Here is a 15529-nt window from a genome sequence, read left to right on the forward strand (position 1 = left end):
CGGCCTGACAGCGCATCCCGGCCGCGCCCCGGGCGCGGCCGCACCGAAGGCCGGAGCGCGAGCGAAGGACGGCGCAGCCGTTGCGGCCGTGACCGGGGGGTGGCAGGGGTCGCCTCTCAGGCAGGCCGCGGGCGCGGCCTCTCCGGTGGAGCGCCGCCATGTCTGCGGGCTATCCGGCGACGCCGTCCCGGCCCGCGTGTCGGCCCGAACCCGTTCACCCGGGCGGCAGCAAGAGACGGACATCCTCCGGGACGAGCTGGTCGCTGAGCCAAGCCGCGAGGGGGGCCGGGCCGAGATGACGCAGATCGTCGTTGAAATCGCCGAGCTGCGGCCGCAACACCAGGGCGAGGATTCCGGCTTCGCCGGCTCGCTGGCTGAGACGCTCGATGCCGTGGCGGCCGGCCGCATCGGCATCGGCCGCGATGTAGAGGCGACGGCATCCAGGTGGGAAGGTCAGGCCGGCGAGGTGATTGGCCGAAGTGGCGGCGGCAACCGGCAGCGCCGGCATCACCACCTTAAGCGACGCCATCGTCTCGAACCCCTCGCCGGCGGCCATGACCGGGGCCAGCGCGCCGGGCTCAAGGCCAAGCCAGATGGCGTTGCCCAAGAGATGACCCAGTGAGCGGCGTGGATCCGCGAGTTGCGCCTTGCCCTGACCCGAGGGATCAAGCCAGGTGCGTTGCAGGCCGGTGATCTTCCCGTCGAAGCTGGTGACAGCGGCAATCAGCGCCGGAAGCGTCCGCGTCTCGCCCGTCACGAAATCCCGGTAGTAGCAGCCGGGATGGAAGCGCAGCGCGCGCTCACGCGGGGAGAGCAGAATGCCGCGGCCGGCGAGGTATCGTTCGGCCAGCGTGCCGGCGATCGGCTGCGACATGGCGAACAGGCGCCGCGCGGCGTCGGGGGAGCCGCGTTTCGCGGCTGGCTGGCACTGCGCGCCAAGGGGCTGAGGTTGGGGCTGGGGCGGTGGCAGCGGCATGGAGAGGAAGCGACGTGCTTCATCCGCGATGTCACGGAAGTCGACGAGGCCGCAACTTTCACGGATGACATCGAGCAGATCGCCAAATTCAGACGTCGCCTCGTCGACCCACCTACCCGCCGGGCCCTTGGCGTTTGCCCTCAGCCGCACATGCATGGAACGGCCGCGCGTGTTGTGGACATCGCCGACCATCCAGTAATTGCCGGAGCGATGGCCGTTGGAGAGATATTCCCGGCACACCGCCTCGGCGTGTTCGCCAAGGCGGCGTGCCAGCTCGGAGGCCGAGACGGTCATGATCGTTTCCCCTCACGCCACTGACGCGCGGTCGGTGACGCCGACCAGCCTGTGGCGGTCGAGGAGCGCGGCGAGGATGGACGGCCCTTGCTCGCTCGTCGGGATGAACAGCCGGAGCTTCCAGGAGATGATCTCGGAGATCAGTCCCAGCGCCTTCAGCCGAGGGACCATCGCGTCGGTGAAGCCGATCAATTCGACACGGTAGTCGTTCATGATCCGACTGCGGCGCAGGATCAGGCCATCGGCGAGTTGCAGTCCAATCCGTCCATCGGCGAGCCCGGTCCAGGCATCTTCCGGCGCCAGCCTCGGCACATCGTCGAGACCCAGATTGCGGAACATGGTCGCGACCAGCGTCGGCGCGATGTGGCGGCCGATGATGCGCTCCCCGGCATCGGTCTGGATTCGATAGACTCGACAGTCGCCGTCCGGCAGCCGACGCCAGATCGGCAACAGCAGACCCGTCACGATGTGAAAGGTGCTGGTGGTGAACTCCGGGACGGCGGCGACTTCCGAGTCCCACAGCTCGCAGAACAATTTCCGGTCGGCGGGCTGCCAGAGTGTTTCGGCAAGCGCGCCGAGGCCGAAGCGCAGCTCGTCGGTTGGCCGCAGGAGCCTCACACGGTGCTCGACGGTCCCGTCGTCGAGCATCAGGCTTGCGGTCGGCAGCCGGATCGCCGCGCGGCTCGATCGCGTGTTGACCAGCAAAGCCGATTGCGGCTCCGCCCGGACGATGGCCAGCGCATCGACCAGGCCGAGCGGCCGGATGCGGTCCTTGCGCGCGACGGTGAGCACATGCGACTGCGCGTCGGAGACTGGATGGGTATAGACGGTCCTACGATCGGTGACGACGATGCTCTCCGCCGTGATCGTCTCCAGGCCCTTGTCGTAATTGCCGGCGGCGATGGCGCCTTCTATTCTTACCGCCATCAGCTGCTCGAACACCTCGAATAACAGGTTCTGGGTTTCGATGCGCAACGCCAGCAGCCGATTGAGCCAGGTCGTGATCGGCGGCAACTCGTCGCGCAGCCCGCCCTCGTCAGTCGTCAGCGACAGCCCGGTCACGGTCTCGAAAGTCGAAAGCGAGCAGCCCTCAATCTTGCCTTGGTGCAGCAGATGATAGAACTGGCGCAGGGCCGCGCGGGCATAGGGGCTTTCAAGATTGTCCTCGGACCGGAACAGCCCTGCCCCGCCGGTCTGGCGCTGGCCGCGCGTGATGGCGCCGAGCGTGTCGAGCCGTCGCGCGATCGTCGACAGGAAGCGCTTGCCGGCTTTCACGTTGGCGGCCATGGGCCGGAACAGCGGCGGTTGCTTCTGATTTGTGCGGTGGGTCCTTCCGAGACCCTGGATGGCGTTGTCGGCGCGCCAGCCGGCCTCGAGCAGATAGTGCTTGCGCAGCCTCTGGTTCCTGGCCCCGAGATCGGCGTGATAGGAGCGGCCTGTACCGCCGGCGTCGGAGAAGATCAGAACGCTCTTGTCGTCATCCATAAAACTCTGGGTCTCGGCCAGATTGGCCGAGCCAGGGCGGTTTTCCACGGCCAGCCGGTCGATGCCGTCGCGGCCGGTCTTCTCGACGATGCGGCGCGAGCGGCCGGTCACCTCGGCGACGGTGTCTGTGCCAAAATGATGGATGATCTGGTCGAGGGCGCTGCCGACCGGCGGCAGCGATGCGAGTTTTTCGATCATCTCGCCGCGCCGGCGAACCGCCTCGCGGCACTGGACCGGGTTGCCATCTTCGTCGTGGACAGGCCGCGAGTAGACGTTGCCCTCCGCGTCGGAATACTCCTCGAACAGTTGGGTCGGGAAGGAATGCATCAAGTACCCGCCGACATACTCGCGCGGCGTGATGTCGACATTCAGGTCCGACCATTCCTCGGTTGGGATCTCGGCCAGCCGGCGTTCCATCAGCGCCTCGCCGGTCGAGACGATCTGCACGACTGCCGAATGCCCATCGGCGAGGTCCTGCTCGATCGCGCCGATCAGGGTCGGCGTCATCATCGAGGTGATCAAATGCGAGAAAAAGCGTTGCTTGGTACTTTCAAAGGCTGAGCGCGCCGCCGATTTTGCGTTGCGGTTCAGCGTGCCGGCCTCGCTGGTGATGTTGGTGGCCTCGAGTGCGGCGGTCAGGTTGTTGTGGATGACCTGGAAGGCGTCTGCATAGGCGTTGTAGATGCGGATCTGCTCCTCAGTCAGCGCATGCTCGAGGAGGTGGTATTCGACGCCGTCATAGGAGAGCGAACGCGCCGTATAGAGGCCGAGCGACTTGAGATCGCGGGCGAGCACTTCCATCGCCGCGACACCGCCGTCCTCGATCGCGGCGACGAATTCGGCACGGTTGGCGAATGGAAAATCCTCGCTGCCCCAGATGCCGAGACGTTGGGCATAGGCCAGATTCTCGACGGCGGTCGCACCGGTCGCGGAGACGTAGACAATGCGGGCATCGGGCAGCGCGTGCTGCAGCCGCAGTCCCGCCTTGCCCTGCTGCGAGGGCGCGGCGTCGCCACGCTCGCTTTTGCCGCCAGCGGCATTGGCCATGGCGTGGGCCTCGTCGAAGACGATGACGCCATCGAAAGATTTTTTTGCCCCCGACGGGTTCTCTCCAGCCCCTTCGGCCCCTCTCGCCTCTTGTCCGACCCAGTCGAGGATCTGGGCGATCCGGGATTTCTTGCCCTCCCGTTCCTGCGAGCGCAGGGTTGCGTAGGTCGTGAACAGGATGCCTTCGGCAAGGCGGATCGGCGTGCCCTGCCGATAGCGTGAGAGTGGCTGCACGAGGAGTTTTTCCTGGCCAAGTGCTGCCCAGTCTCGCTGAGCGTCTTCCAGCAATTTGTCGGACTTGGAAATCCACATCGCGCGGCGCCGCCCCTGCAGCCAGTTGTCGAGGATGATGCCGGCGACTTGCCGTCCCTTGCCGCAGCCGGTTCCGTCACCCAAAAACCATCCACGCCGAAACCGGACAGCGTTCGTAGCTCCTTCTGGCGCGGCCGAGACGACATCGCAGGTCTCGTCAACCGTCCAGGCGCCGGTGAGATGACCGCAATGGGCCTCGCCCGCATAGATGACGCTTTCGAGCTGGGCGTCCGACAGCAGGCCCTCATCGATGATCGCATCAGGAAGAAGGGGCCGATAGGAAGGTTTTGGTGGCGCGACGGCGGCCATTGCGGCCGACTGTACGAGGGGCGTCGGATGGGGTTTGGCGCGGGGAATGTCGATCGACTGGAGCGCGTAGGGTTCGTAGATTGACTCGGTGAGCCGGCCGCCCTCCTCCGGCATCCAGTCGCGCAATTCGTAGGCAAGGGGAACAGCCGGCGTGCTGTTTGCCATGACCTGGCGAGCGGGCTTCGCTCGCGCAATCGGACGGACCGATTGCATTGCCTTTGGAGCAGCCGTTGAGACAGCGAGGGGTGCGGCTCTCCGGGATCGGGCAGCCATCTGCATGGCGGCATTGCGCAGGATGCCGCTGGACAATGCACCGATCGAATTCGGGAATCCACCCAAAGTCCGGGGCGGCAGATCGGAGATCCAGGAGAGCAGCGTTTCGACATCCTTGGCCTTGCCCGGCAAGGCGACGAAACGCGACGGATCGACGGCCGGCACCTTGTCGATGATCGTCAGGCGGGTCTCGGTGGTGGTTCCGTGGCGGGCATAGACGCGGCCGTCGATCGCTGCGGTGAAGATGACCGTGCCCTGCTGCTGCAGGCGTTCGAAGGCGAGCCGCCATTTCGGGTTTTCGGGAGACAGCCCGGCGCCGGCGATGGCGACAAGACGACCGCCCGAACGCAGGCGTGCGAACGCGGAAGAGAGGTGCCGCCATGCCGCATCGGCGACATGGCCGTCGACATAGGCGCCGACGCTGAAGGGCGGATTCATCAAGACGAGGGACGGCTCAATGGCCGCGTCGAGATGGTCGTCGATATGGGCGGCGTCGTGCCGCGAGACGGGGAACTGCGGAAACAGCAGGCCGAGCAGATCGGCCCGCGTTGCGGCAAGCTCGTTAAGCGCGATCGAGGCGCGCGCCATCTCGGCATGGACGGCGAGCAGACCGGTGCCGGCCGACGGTTCGAGAACGAGGTCGCAAGATGCGATCGCCGCGGCGTGCGCCGTTACGAAGGCCAGCGGCAAGGGCGTGGAGAGCTGCTGCATGGCCTGGCTCTCGTCGGAGCGTCGCGTATGGGTTGGAAGAAGGTCGGCGATGCGCTTTATCATCGCTAGCCTTGCCCGCGGCGTGGCGGACCGGGACAGGATCGCGGGGCCGAACCGGCGCAGAAACAGAACCTGGGCGACTTCGAGGGCCTCATAGGCGTCCTTCCAGACCCAGCACCCTTGCGCATCGCTGCCGCCAAAACCTGTTGTCATGGTGGTGCGCAGTTCCGCAGTGGTGACAGACTTGCCCTGCTCGAGGAACGGCAGAAGCCGCATTGCCGCTCGGTAGATCGCCTGGGCGGTGTCGAGGGCGTCTTGTGCCGGCGCGCCGAGGGGAGCGGCCGTCCGGGCAACGGCAGATGTGGTCGAAACAATGTTCATGGAGATGTCCTTTGCGAGAGGGAGTGGCGCCCGCGCCGGCACTCTCTCCGCGCCAGCCGGGCCGCACTCCTCCCGGCTCCCCTCTCCCTCTGAGGCCGATGCACCAAACGGGTTGCGCTCTGCGCAAAGCCATGACTTGAATGCGCGCACAGGGGCGCGGCGGCGACCTGGAGCTGCGGAGGTGATGCGACGGTTCAGAATTGGCAGTGCGGTCTACGAGGAGGGAGCGCCTGACCTGCAGGCGACGCTGGCGAACGCCTATGGCCGCACCGAGCGTCCGCTATGCCTGTGCCGCGAGCCGGGCTGCCCGATGTACATCGCCCGCATCGGCGACCTTCACCTGATCAAGCGCATGCCGCTGAGCGGCAGCGGGCATGATCCATCCTGTGATTCATATGAATCGCCTTACGAGCTGTCCGGCCTGGGCGCCTTGATGGGCAGCGCGATACAGCTCGATCCGCAAAGCGGCTTGGCGGCTTTGAAACTCGATTTCAGCCTGTCGAAGACGGGGAGCCGGGCAGCATCCGCGCCTGCTGGCGAGAGCTCCGCCAGCGTAACTGGAGACCCCAGGAGGATGTCGCTGCGTGGCCTGCTCCATTATCTATGGCAGGAGGCCGAATTGACGGTCTGGACATCCCGATGGGCTGGCAAGCGACATTGGTGGAATGTCCGCTGGCATCTGCTTGAGGCTGCCGGGCAAATGACGGTGAGGGGCGGACCGCTCGCGGATATCCTGTTCGTGCCCGAGCCGTTTCGCGCCGAGAACAGGCAAGCGATCGAACATCGCCGCAATGCGGCTCTCGGCATGGCGCTCCCGCCGAAATCCGGCCCACGAAAGCTACTGGTTCTGGTCGGCGAGGTGAAGGAAATCATGCCCGCCCGATCCGGTCGGAAACTCGTCGTCAGACATTTGCCGGGCTTTCCCTTTGTCATCGACGATGCATTGCATCGGCGTTTGCAGGCACGTTTCGAGAGAGAATTGTCGCTGTGGGGAGCGGATTCCAGCTCACATCTGATAGTGATCGCGACCTTCGGACTGAACCCGGCCGGCCTCGCCGTTGTTGAGGAGGTCGCGTTAATGGTGGTATCCGAGAACTGGATCCCTTTCGAGACGGTCTCGGAAAAGCGGCTCGTTGACGCGCTCGCCCGCCTTCGCGAGAAGAGCGTGAAGGGATTGCGCTATGACCTGCAAACCGACCACCCGATCGCCAACGCTTTGCTCCAGGACAGGCAGCAGCCGACCGCACTCTTTGTCGTCCCGGCCGGCGCGGACGAAGCGTTCGAGGCTTCGCTCGACGAAATGATCGCCGCGCGTCCGGAGATCGGCTTCTGGGTGTGGCGGGTCGGCGAAGGCGATATGCCGCCGTTGCCGCTCTGAGCGTCGGCGGAATTTCCGACGAGGCTCAGTATGTCTTACCCCAGGCCCAGCTTCTTCTTGAGCTCGGCATTTTCCTTGCGCAGACGGTCAGCAAGCAGGTTCTTAAGGCGCTTGTTTTCTTCCTCGAGCGCGAGCAGGTCCTTCAGATCGCCGCTATCTGCGGCTGGCGCTGCAACCTTCTTCCACTGATAATAGGTCTGCTCCGAAATGCCGGCTTGGCTGACCGCACTCTTGCTGGTCGCACCCCCAGCGATCGACTTCTCGATCTGGGCAAGCTTCTGGGCGCGTTCCTTCTCAGAATAGGTCTTCCGGGCGGTCCGCACCGCCACCGCAGGTTCAGCCGCCTGAGGCCCTGGTCTCGCCCCGTTCTTGCGGGTCGGCTTGGCGAGCTCTGCCTTCGCTTTCCTTGCTCGCGGAACTTTCTTCTTCGCTTCAGGGGCTTCCACTTTGGCTGGTGCCACTGTTGTCTGAACAGTTTGAGCTTCCTGAGAATCGGCCATGATATGCTCCGCTTGTGGATTGTCACCGTCATCAGCATCGATGGGTCTTATACTGGAGTCAATGAGCTCAGAACCTGGCAACTGAGCACCATCAGACAGCTGCGTCATCTCGGTGACAATTTTGGACAGGTCGAGAGCACCCCAGATCGAATGGCTTGGCTTTTGCTTGCGGCGCTTCTGTTTGACTTCCACGATAAATGGCCGGATCTGGCGCTTCATAGTCCCTTCCTTGATGTGAGGACGACTTGCAGCCAAGTCGCTGTTTCGCGTCAGCGAGTATTCTGCGCCTAGGCATCTTATCGCTCTTGCCGAGCTTTATCGGAGAAGGCCAGCGACGAGCAAGCGAGGTTTCCCTGACCTCGGGGACTGGCTCGATCACCGGGACGCAAACGGTCTATTGCGAGCCGAGGTCTCATTTGACGCGACCTTCAGAGCCTATCCATGCCCGCCATCCACAGGCGCCACTTCGCTCGATCCACCGGCAGCTGACAAATTTCGACATGCTAACGGGGCTCGCATGCTCCAGGTTCGGTAAAGAACCCCCCTGCATCGAGCGCCGCCTACCCCGTCATTCGTTGCCGCCGGGCAAACGGACAAGGACTAACAGCCGTCCGCATCCGATGACTGTGCACAACCGACTGCATCGATTGCAATCCTGATTTTCTTGGGAGCAAATCTTCTCATGGCGGCGGATGAGCTGGACGCGATTGTTTTCGGGATGGCGGTCGACAGCGTCCGTGCGCTTCCTCTTGGATTCACGGAAAAAGTCGCAGAAATTGCCAACCGAAGCCACGGCGTCCTGCTATTTGATTTGCGCATCGATGGCGACTTGGAAATGCAGCGGATCGCCGCCGTCCGATATCCAAGCAACCAGACAGGCATTCTGGCGCTGGACAAGCAGGGCTCGGCGATCAGCCATTGCATGGTCAACGGCACTTTCTCCAGCTTTATCGCTCCCTTGGAGGACTGGAACACTCTGCCGCTACCGATGCAGGCCAGGACGAGTATCGCCGGCCCGGCCAGTCTCTTCATCGGCGCCTTACGCAATGCCGGGTACATCCTGCGCGGCAGGTCCTGATCCGAAGTTTTGCGCGGTGACTGGCCGATCATATCGTCGAACCAGTCGGCCACACGGCTTCGCTAAGGGCGATTACCCACGGTGATCAGGTGACAAGGATCATCCGAGTTGAAGTCTGACCCTGATAGGTGGCTCGCTGGACTACGAGCACCTGGTCGGTGCTGGCCTTAAATACCGTGAAAATGCGCCGGCCGGCGGCGACGCACTGATCGAGCAATGTCGGTTGCCGTCACGGTATCTTGGAAAGCGATAGGGGTGTGTGCAAGCGATCGTAATGTGCGAGAGCGTCTCGCCCGTCGGCGTCCGATAGTACGCCTCCTCGATAGACATCGCGCCGCATAGCCTATCCGATGCGCCTCATTTCAGCGGAGTAGGCGGACCGTGTTAATAGGGACGTTTCGCTTCCGAGCGGCAGCTCTCAGGGATAACCTTTATCGTCGCCTCCCTTCTTTGAGTTCCGGCTTGATCGGGCGGAGGACAGGAGTTCGTCAATCTCGAGATCCGACAGATCATCGAGCAGCTTGAAGACAGCATCATGCTTTCCGGCGTTAATGAGAATCGTGCGTTTGCCGCGATGTTCGGCCCACCCGGTTCCGGGATTTGCATTGCGGGCGATGCCCCTGAGTTCGACAGGGGTCATGTTCAGATCGCCTCGAGCTTCTCCGCGCGGGTCATGCTGTCGCTCGCGCCGGTCTCGTGGGCGATGATGGCGGCGCGCATCTTATCTGGGGACTGCCTATTCGCGAGGTCACAAAAGCCGTGAAACCAGCGTTCGCGGCCCCGGATCCGGATCGCGAAGAATACGCTGGTCACGTTGCCGGCCTTGAACTCCGACATGCCGAACATGCCGGTGCGCATGAAGAGCGGCGGCAGCAAACCGAGCATGAAGTGATATTCTGACGCGGTGATCTGGAACCACTCGCCTGAATAGGGAGTGCCGGAAAGCGGATCGATGCCGGGAGTATTCTTGTGTCGGCTGAACAGTTGGAACATCTGCTCGCGGGTGGCGACGCCGTCGAGCACCTTCCTGAAGGGTGGATGTGCGGTCATGGGATTCTCCTGAACGCGGGTCGGCCACGCGTGGCATGAACCGCGTCGTCGCAACTGTTTGGTGGTGTTGTGGCTGTCGACTGGCCGAGCCCGCGGCCGGCGCGTGCACCGGCGATGATGGGGTTTGCAGGGTTCAGGCGGCACGTCGCTCGGAGGAACGCGAAGCGTCTCGACCAACCCCAGTGATGGCACGCACGGCGGCGGCGAGCGCCGGGATGTCGTCGAGCATGCCGAGCGCGACGAAGTGGTTGGCCCCGCCGACATAATCCTTGCGGCCCTTGCAGGTGCGGATCAGGATGCCGTGACCTGAGGACAAACCGAACTGGCCGACCTGAATGTAGGTACGGTGATGGTACAGGGTGACTTCGCCGGAAACGGCAATACCCGCCTTGTTTGAGCGCAGGTCAAAGCAGCCCGATGGCAGGTTTAGTTCGGCGGCGAGTTTTTCAGCCGTGAACGCGCTGTCGTGTGAAAACGCCTCTTCTGCTTGCTCGTCATAGGAGCAGCTTCTGTTCCAGTCGAACATGTCGATCTCCATGAAATGAACAGGCCCGTGATCGCTCACGCGATCCCGGGCCTGTCATCGGGTGGGGTTAAATGGTGGAACGGTCAGGCGGCCGCGCGGCCCTCAATGACGTCGGCGCCGACCCCGTCCGCGGAGACTTCCTCGAGATAGGCCCGACCATACTGGTTGTTGGCGAGCCAGCGTTCGGCCGCCTCGCGATCCTTGGCGAGATAGAGCAGCTCCGGGCTGTCGCCGCGTTCCTGCAGGACGCGGACCATGCCGATCGTGGGACGCTCGACGATCTCGAAACCCAGGTCACTATCGACGGACCAAGTGCGCCTGACCGAGACGACGATGATGCCGCCCTGCTCGAAATCGCCCTCATGCAGGGTGAAGTAGGCCGGCGAGCTATAGGTCGCGCGCTCGCGCGGCGGTTCCTTCCTGACCAGGCGACCGACGCCGTTGCGGCTTTCCCAGGCCGCAAGTTTTTTGGTGAAGCGAGCCGGCGGTTTCGCGGTGCCGTCGCTGTACCGGATAACGCTCCCCAGAGGAGCGGATTCGTACACGATATGTGCGGACATGCGGGTTTCTCCATGCGGAAAACGAAAAAGGGCCCGGCGGGAGTGCCGGGCCCGGTGCGAGCGTGAGGCCGACTATTCAGCGGCCTGGAGGTGGTCCGCCTCGTCGCCGTCGCTGGTCACCGGCTCATCGGAGGACGGATCCGCATCGTCGGCGAGAAAGGCCGGCAGCTCGGCGGCATCGCCGTCGCGAGCCGCCTCGTCCGACATGTCGCCGGCGACCGCGTCGCCAGCATCGGTAGCCACTTCATCGACCTCAAGACGCAGCGGCTCGGGCAGCCAGTTCGACCCTTCGAGAAGACGCGCGGCCTCACGCGCCATGATGTCCTTCTTCATGTGGTCGATCAGCTGCGCGGAGTCTGCGCCACGAGCTTCATGGACTGCCTGTAGAACCCGCGCCTTGGTGAGCCGCCCGAGGAACTCGACCGTAGGCGTCCAGCCGGCGTCGACCATGTCGAACTGGAGCGAGCGGCCAAGCACGTCTGCATGCTTGAGCGCCTTCGGTCGCCTGTTCCAGGGTTCGACCACCGCATTGAGGGTCAGCGAGACGCAGTGCGCGAACAGCGCGTTGCGGCTTGCTTCGTCGAGGCCGAGAAGGAAGTTCCACAGGCCATCCGCCTCATCGGGCAGATCGCGATCCCAGGCTTCATGGCGCTCGGCGATCTCCTTGGCCCAGGATGTCTCGGCAAGACCGTCGACCTGGCTGAAGCCGCCGCTCTTCAGGCTGATCTCAAGGCAGGTGTCCGGCGCGAAGCGATAGAAGACCTGCAGGACGAAGGCATGGAGTGCGGCGACGAAGGCGATGTCGACGTCACCGGCGAGCGCGTTGCGCAGTGCAAGCGTCCGTTGCACGGTCAGGTCGAAGACGAGCCGATCGGGCAGCGGCTTGATGCCATCGTCCTCGCCGTCGTCACTAGCGCTGTCATTCACCGGCTTGCCGTTGACGACAACACCGTCGCCATCATCGTCGCCATTGGATCTGGCTTCGTCTTCAGCATCCTGCTCCTCGCCCTCACCGACATCGCCGGTTTCGGTCCGCGGTTCGTCCTCGGACCGCACGAAACCGGCGTCGACCTGGAGCTTGCCGTTCGCGGCAAGGGTAACGAACACACCGGCGATGGCCTTCTGGGCGGGATCGTAGCTTTGAGGACGATCATCGATCGCGTCGAGCTCTGCGCCCAGCTGGTCGAGCTTCGCCTCGATCGCTTTGTCGGCATCCTCGGCCTTGGCATAGTCCGCGTCGAGCTTGTCGTATTCGGCCTTGAGCGCGTCGTAGCGTTCGATCTCCTCGGCGCTGAGCTCCTGCGGCTCGGCATAGATGCGCCGCATGCCGGAGGTATGGCCGTAGGGAAAGCTGATCGCCGCCTCGACCCATTTCCAACCTTCGGCGCGGATTGCCTCGGCATCCACCTTGAGTCTCTCGAAGACAAGCTGCTCGAGGAGTGCCGCATCCTGGAACCAGCCGCCGGAGTCCTGCTCGAAGAGATCGCGCAGGATGACGCCGCCGGCAGCTTCATAGGTTTCGGCGCCGACATAGACGGCCCGGCGATCATCGGCTCGGACCGTGGTCTCCGTCAGCAGGCGCCTGATGTAATAGGGTTCCTGCATGTGCGAGCTGGCAATCCGTTCCCAGACCTGCTCCTGACGTGCATGATCGTCCGAGATCGAAAACGCCATGATCTGCTCAAGCCGGATTTCGTCCTTCTCGTAGAGACCGAGAAGCCTCGGCGACACCGATGCCAGCCGCAGGCGCTGCCTCACCGTCGCAGGCGATACGAAGAAGCGGGCGCCAATCTCCTCCGGATCGAGGCCCTGATCGCTGAGCGTCTTGAAGGCCCGGAACTGGTCGAGCGGGTGCAGGTCGGCGCGCCGCAGGTTTTCGGTAAGCGAATCCTCTTCGGCCGAGGTCTCCTGCTTACGGTTGACGATGCAAGGGATCGGCTCGTTCTTCGCCAGGCGCTTCTGCTTGATGAGGATGCCGAGCGCGAGATAGCGACGGCCGCCGGCGGGCACCTCAAACATGCCGGTCTCCTCGCCCTCGCCGTCGAGCACGGGACGGACGTTCAGGCTCTGGATGAGCTTTCGCCGTCCGATGTCTTCGACCAGCTGCTCGATCGACACGCCGTCCTTGATGCGCCGAACATTCTTTTGCGACAGCATTAGCTTGTCATAGGGAATATTCTCCGCGGCGTTCATCGCGATCTTCTGAATGGCGTTCTTTGCCATGGTCAGGTTCTCCATGACGGGCGGCCCGGGGCCTCTCCCCGAACCTCCAAGCCCGTCAGGAATCTCCCCTCCCCCCTCTGCCTCCAGGCCTCGCGCCGGCGCCGGCCGCCTGCCGCAAAGCTTCGCTGGACTGCGGACGGCAGAGTGACTATATATCTTCCATGAACGTGGAAGGATTATTGTCATGCCAGGGTTTAGTACCGAAGTGCTCACCGCCAATGAGGCGGCGGCGGTAACGCAGGTGCCGCTTAAGCAGGTGCATCGCATCATCGATGCCGGATTGCTACGCGGCCGTGTCGAGACACGCCGCGGCAGCCGCGTCATCATCGGAGCGGGTCTCGTCGGCCTACGCCTCGCCTGGCTGACGGCGGAGACGCTGACGCCTGCCGCGCGGCGGCGGATCGTTGAGCACGCCATTGCCGATGATGCTGCGCCCGTAGTCGCGGACGATCCGCTTAAGGTCGACCTGAAGCCGATCACTGCCGGGGTAAGGACCGGCCTCAGCCGGCTGAGGAAAGCCAAGGCCATGGTGGCGCGCGATCCAGCGGTACTTAGCGGTCAGCCGGCCTTTGTGGGAACACGCGTGCTTGTTCATGACGTTACCGACATGCTCGCCAATGGCGATACTCCCGAGACGATCCGTGCCGCCTATCCGCAACTGACTCTCGACCGGATCAGGCTCGCGGCCGACTATGCACTCGCCTATCCGCGGCGTGGCCGTCCGCCGGTCAAGCCGGCGTGGCGCAGCACGGCGGCGAAGTCGACACGCACAATCCGTCTCGACGATCTGCCGGCCGTTTCGTGAAATTCCTGATCGACGAATGCCTGAGCCCAGAGCTTGCGAAACTGGCGCGCGAACGGGGTTTTCCAGAGTCGAGCCATGTGCGCTGGCTGGGCCTCGCCGGCGCCAAGGACCATATGGTGACCCGGCGCGCGGTCGATGACGGCTATGTGCTCGTCACGCACAACACGACCGACTTTCGCGGCCTCTATCGCCGCGAGGAGCTGCATGTCGGGCTGGTCGCCTTCAACACCGCCCTGGCCTGATGAGCCTCGATCTCCAGCACAGGCTCTTTCATCTCGCCCTTTCGGACCTCGGTGGGGAGGAGGCATGAAACGAAGTGCTGGAGATTGGTGGATGTCGCGCGTACCATCACCATCGAACGGTTCAACCTCCCCGACTGACGGACCTCCGCGTTCGTTTCCTGCAATCGGGCTGCCAGAAGCCGCCGCTCGCACAACGAAAAAGCCCGCCGCGGGAGGAGGTGCGGCGGGCTTGATTTGGACGACAGCATTCGGGAGGAATAAATGCCGTCCCTGATCGCCAAGGTCGGGAGGAGGTGACCCGGACGAAACTCGATACCGACAGATTACTCCCTTCCGCGCAGCCGAGAAGCATTAATTGTGCATAGCAGCATTGCGGTTTTGTGCGGCGCACATCCGGGCCGGAGAGATGGGTTTTCCCGGGTACCAGCGCAGGCCGTATGCTGCGCGCCGCAGCGATGCACATGTTGGAACACTGGCAGCATCAGCAGCCCAGTGACGTTCATACGCCTCGGCGCGCAGCATTGCGGTATCATGCTGCCAGATCGGGCAGCTTCTTGGCCTTGCCCTCCAGCTCCAGGCGAACGTCCTGATGCGGCTTGTCGCGCGCCACCCGCGTAATCCCCTGCACGAAGTCGAAAATCGAGGCGGGCGGGTGCCCTTCCTCGCGGCATCGATGATCCTCGTGGTCTCCGCCTTGGAGAAGCCGCGCTTGCGCAGGAAGCTCTGGCGATCTTCATCGTCGCGAGCGACGATCCGCTCCCGCGAAGCCTTGATGCCATTGACGAACGGCATGGGCGAAGACTCCGCGAACTGGATCAGCGCTGGTTCGGCTTCCAGGGCAAAACGCGAGGCGGCATATTTGGAATGCCGGATGTTGATTTCCTCGAAATTTTCCACGCCCCACAGACAACGATTCTGGCAAACTGCACGTAGATAGAAGCTGGCGATTCCGAGCGTTCGGGCGCCGACTTCGGAGTTCCAGCAATAAACCCCCCTGAAAAAGACGTCGGGCGAGCCATCGGGCAGCTTGCCGGCTTCGATCGGATTCAGGTCGTCGACGAGGAAGACAAAGACATCACGGTCGGACGCATAGAGCGTTGTCGTGTCGTTGGAGATGTCGACGTTCGGATTGTAGATTCCCGTTGACCAGTCGAGCACGCCAGGCACTTTCCAGCGCGTGTCGCCGCTACCGTTGCCGGCGATCTTCTGCACGGCATCGACCAGTTCTGAGTCAAATATTCTGCCGTTATCCAGACTCTGTGTACCTGTCTCACAGACGTCAGGGTTGGCGGTTAGTATCGCTGACAGTCAGAGACATAGAACCGTCGAGTGATGCCGGTGCGAAGTTTTTGCCGGGGGCGGGCTCGAGCCCGTCCCCG

12 protein-coding genes and 1 pseudogene are annotated in these 15529 nt (G+C 63.6%); 4 read left to right on the forward strand and 9 right to left on the reverse strand.

All coding sequences use genetic code 11. The annotated features are described in order from the left end of the window. Positions 1-214 precede the first annotated feature (214 nt). Positions 215-1270: a DUF7146 domain-containing protein gene (locus tag NKH70_RS31480; RefSeq protein WP_352509770.1), complete on the reverse strand. Its 1056-nt coding sequence runs from the start codon at positions 1268-1270 to the stop codon at positions 215-217. A 12-nt stretch (positions 1271-1282) separates the two neighbouring features. Then, a complete protein-coding gene (locus NKH70_RS31485; protein WP_353027148.1) occupies positions 1283-5788 on the reverse strand; it encodes a strawberry notch-like NTP hydrolase domain-containing protein in 4506 nt (1501 codons plus the stop codon). 184 nt (positions 5789-5972) lie between these two features. Here NKH70_RS31485 and NKH70_RS31490 point away from each other — a divergent pair, with 184 nt between their 5' ends. Then, positions 5973-7166, forward strand: coding sequence for a DUF1173 domain-containing protein (locus tag NKH70_RS31490; RefSeq protein WP_352509769.1), 1194 nt, complete (start codon positions 5973-5975; stop codon positions 7164-7166). Between the two features lie 35 nt (positions 7167-7201). Here NKH70_RS31490 and NKH70_RS31495 read toward each other — a convergent pair whose 3' ends face one another. Next, positions 7202-7885 (reverse strand): transposase, encoded by a 684-nt coding sequence (locus NKH70_RS31495; RefSeq protein WP_352718552.1) that lies wholly within the window; start codon positions 7883-7885, stop codon positions 7202-7204. 463 nt (positions 7886-8348) lie between these two features. Here NKH70_RS31495 and NKH70_RS31500 point away from each other — a divergent pair, with 463 nt between their 5' ends. Then, entirely contained in the window at positions 8349-8744 is a 396-nt protein-coding gene (locus NKH70_RS31500; RefSeq protein WP_352453160.1) for a hypothetical protein, read from the forward strand. Positions 8745-9162: 418 nt separating this feature from the next. On the opposite strand, the gene NKH70_RS31505 is transcribed toward NKH70_RS31500, so the two are convergent. The 5 genes from NKH70_RS31505 to NKH70_RS31525 all read right to left on the reverse strand — a co-directional run bounded on the left by NKH70_RS31505 (position 9163) and on the right by NKH70_RS31525 (position 13103). Beyond that, positions 9163-9384 (reverse strand): hypothetical protein, encoded by a 222-nt coding sequence (locus NKH70_RS31505; RefSeq protein ID WP_352942187.1) that lies wholly within the window; start codon positions 9382-9384, stop codon positions 9163-9165. Between the two features lie 2 nt (positions 9385-9386). Next, the gene (locus NKH70_RS31510; RefSeq protein WP_352942183.1) at positions 9387-9794 is read right to left on the reverse strand and encodes a DUF1419 domain-containing protein; all 408 of its coding nucleotides are present in this window, start codon (positions 9792-9794) and stop codon (positions 9387-9389) included. Positions 9795-9927: 133 nt separating this feature from the next. Next, on the reverse strand, positions 9928-10320 hold the full coding sequence (locus NKH70_RS31515) for a hypothetical protein (protein WP_352942178.1): 393 nt from the start codon (positions 10318-10320) through the stop codon (positions 9928-9930). Positions 10321-10403: 83 nt separating this feature from the next. Further along, positions 10404-10880, reverse strand: a complete 477-nt coding sequence (locus tag NKH70_RS31520; protein WP_352942175.1) for a UCP036055 family protein — start codon at positions 10878-10880, stop codon at positions 10404-10406. A 72-nt stretch (positions 10881-10952) separates the two neighbouring features. Next, positions 10953-13103, reverse strand: coding sequence for a ParB/RepB/Spo0J family partition protein (locus NKH70_RS31525; RefSeq protein ID WP_352942173.1), 2151 nt, complete (start codon positions 13101-13103; stop codon positions 10953-10955). A 184-nt stretch (positions 13104-13287) separates the two neighbouring features. On the opposite strand from NKH70_RS31525, the gene NKH70_RS31530 reads away from it, so the two are divergent. Together NKH70_RS31530 and NKH70_RS31535 are read left to right on the forward strand one after the other, a co-directional pair. Then, entirely contained in the window at positions 13288-13908 is a 621-nt protein-coding gene (locus NKH70_RS31530; RefSeq protein WP_352942170.1) for a DUF433 domain-containing protein, read from the forward strand. Further along, positions 13905-14150 (forward strand): DUF5615 family PIN-like protein, encoded by a 246-nt coding sequence (locus tag NKH70_RS31535; RefSeq protein WP_352808810.1) that lies wholly within the window; start codon positions 13905-13907, stop codon positions 14148-14150. The genes NKH70_RS31530 and NKH70_RS31535 overlap by 4 nt, the downstream gene beginning before the upstream one ends. 529 nt (positions 14151-14679) lie before the next feature. Here NKH70_RS31535 and NKH70_RS31540 read toward each other — a convergent pair. Continuing rightward, positions 14680-15401 (reverse strand): annotated as a pseudogene (locus tag NKH70_RS31540) (DUF932 domain-containing protein); the annotation flags it as partial. Positions 15402-15529 lie beyond the last annotated feature (128 nt).

It is taken from the genome of Mesorhizobium sp. M0991 (assembly GCF_040318915.1).
Taxonomy (GTDB): Bacteria; Pseudomonadota; Alphaproteobacteria; order Rhizobiales; family Rhizobiaceae; genus Mesorhizobium.

Bases quoted from the DNA above. Each gene is read 5' to 3' on its own strand.
- NKH70_RS31480 (WP_352509770.1), bottom strand. From the start codon at position 1,270: ATGACCGTCTCGGCCTCCGAGCTGGCACGCCGCCTTGGCGAACACGCC.
- NKH70_RS31485 (WP_353027148.1), bottom strand. From the start codon at position 5,788: ATGAACATTGTTTCGACCACATCTGCCGTTGCCCGGACGGCCGCTCCC.
- NKH70_RS31490 (WP_352509769.1), top strand. From the start codon at position 5,973: ATGCGACGGTTCAGAATTGGCAGTGCGGTCTACGAGGAGGGAGCGCCT.
- NKH70_RS31495 (WP_352718552.1), bottom strand. From the start codon at position 7,885: ATGAAGCGCCAGATCCGGCCATTTATCGTGGAAGTCAAACAGAAGCGC.
- NKH70_RS31500 (WP_352453160.1), top strand. From the start codon at position 8,349: ATGGCGGCGGATGAGCTGGACGCGATTGTTTTCGGGATGGCGGTCGAC.
- NKH70_RS31505 (WP_352942187.1), bottom strand. From the start codon at position 9,384: ATGACCCCTGTCGAACTCAGGGGCATCGCCCGCAATGCAAATCCCGGA.
- NKH70_RS31510 (WP_352942183.1), bottom strand. From the start codon at position 9,794: ATGACCGCACATCCACCCTTCAGGAAGGTGCTCGACGGCGTCGCCACC.
- NKH70_RS31515 (WP_352942178.1), bottom strand. From the start codon at position 10,320: ATGTTCGACTGGAACAGAAGCTGCTCCTATGACGAGCAAGCAGAAGAG.
- NKH70_RS31520 (WP_352942175.1), bottom strand. From the start codon at position 10,880: ATGTCCGCACATATCGTGTACGAATCCGCTCCTCTGGGGAGCGTTATC.
- NKH70_RS31525 (WP_352942173.1), bottom strand. From the start codon at position 13,103: ATGGCAAAGAACGCCATTCAGAAGATCGCGATGAACGCCGCGGAGAAT.
- NKH70_RS31530 (WP_352942170.1), top strand. From the start codon at position 13,288: ATGCCAGGGTTTAGTACCGAAGTGCTCACCGCCAATGAGGCGGCGGCG.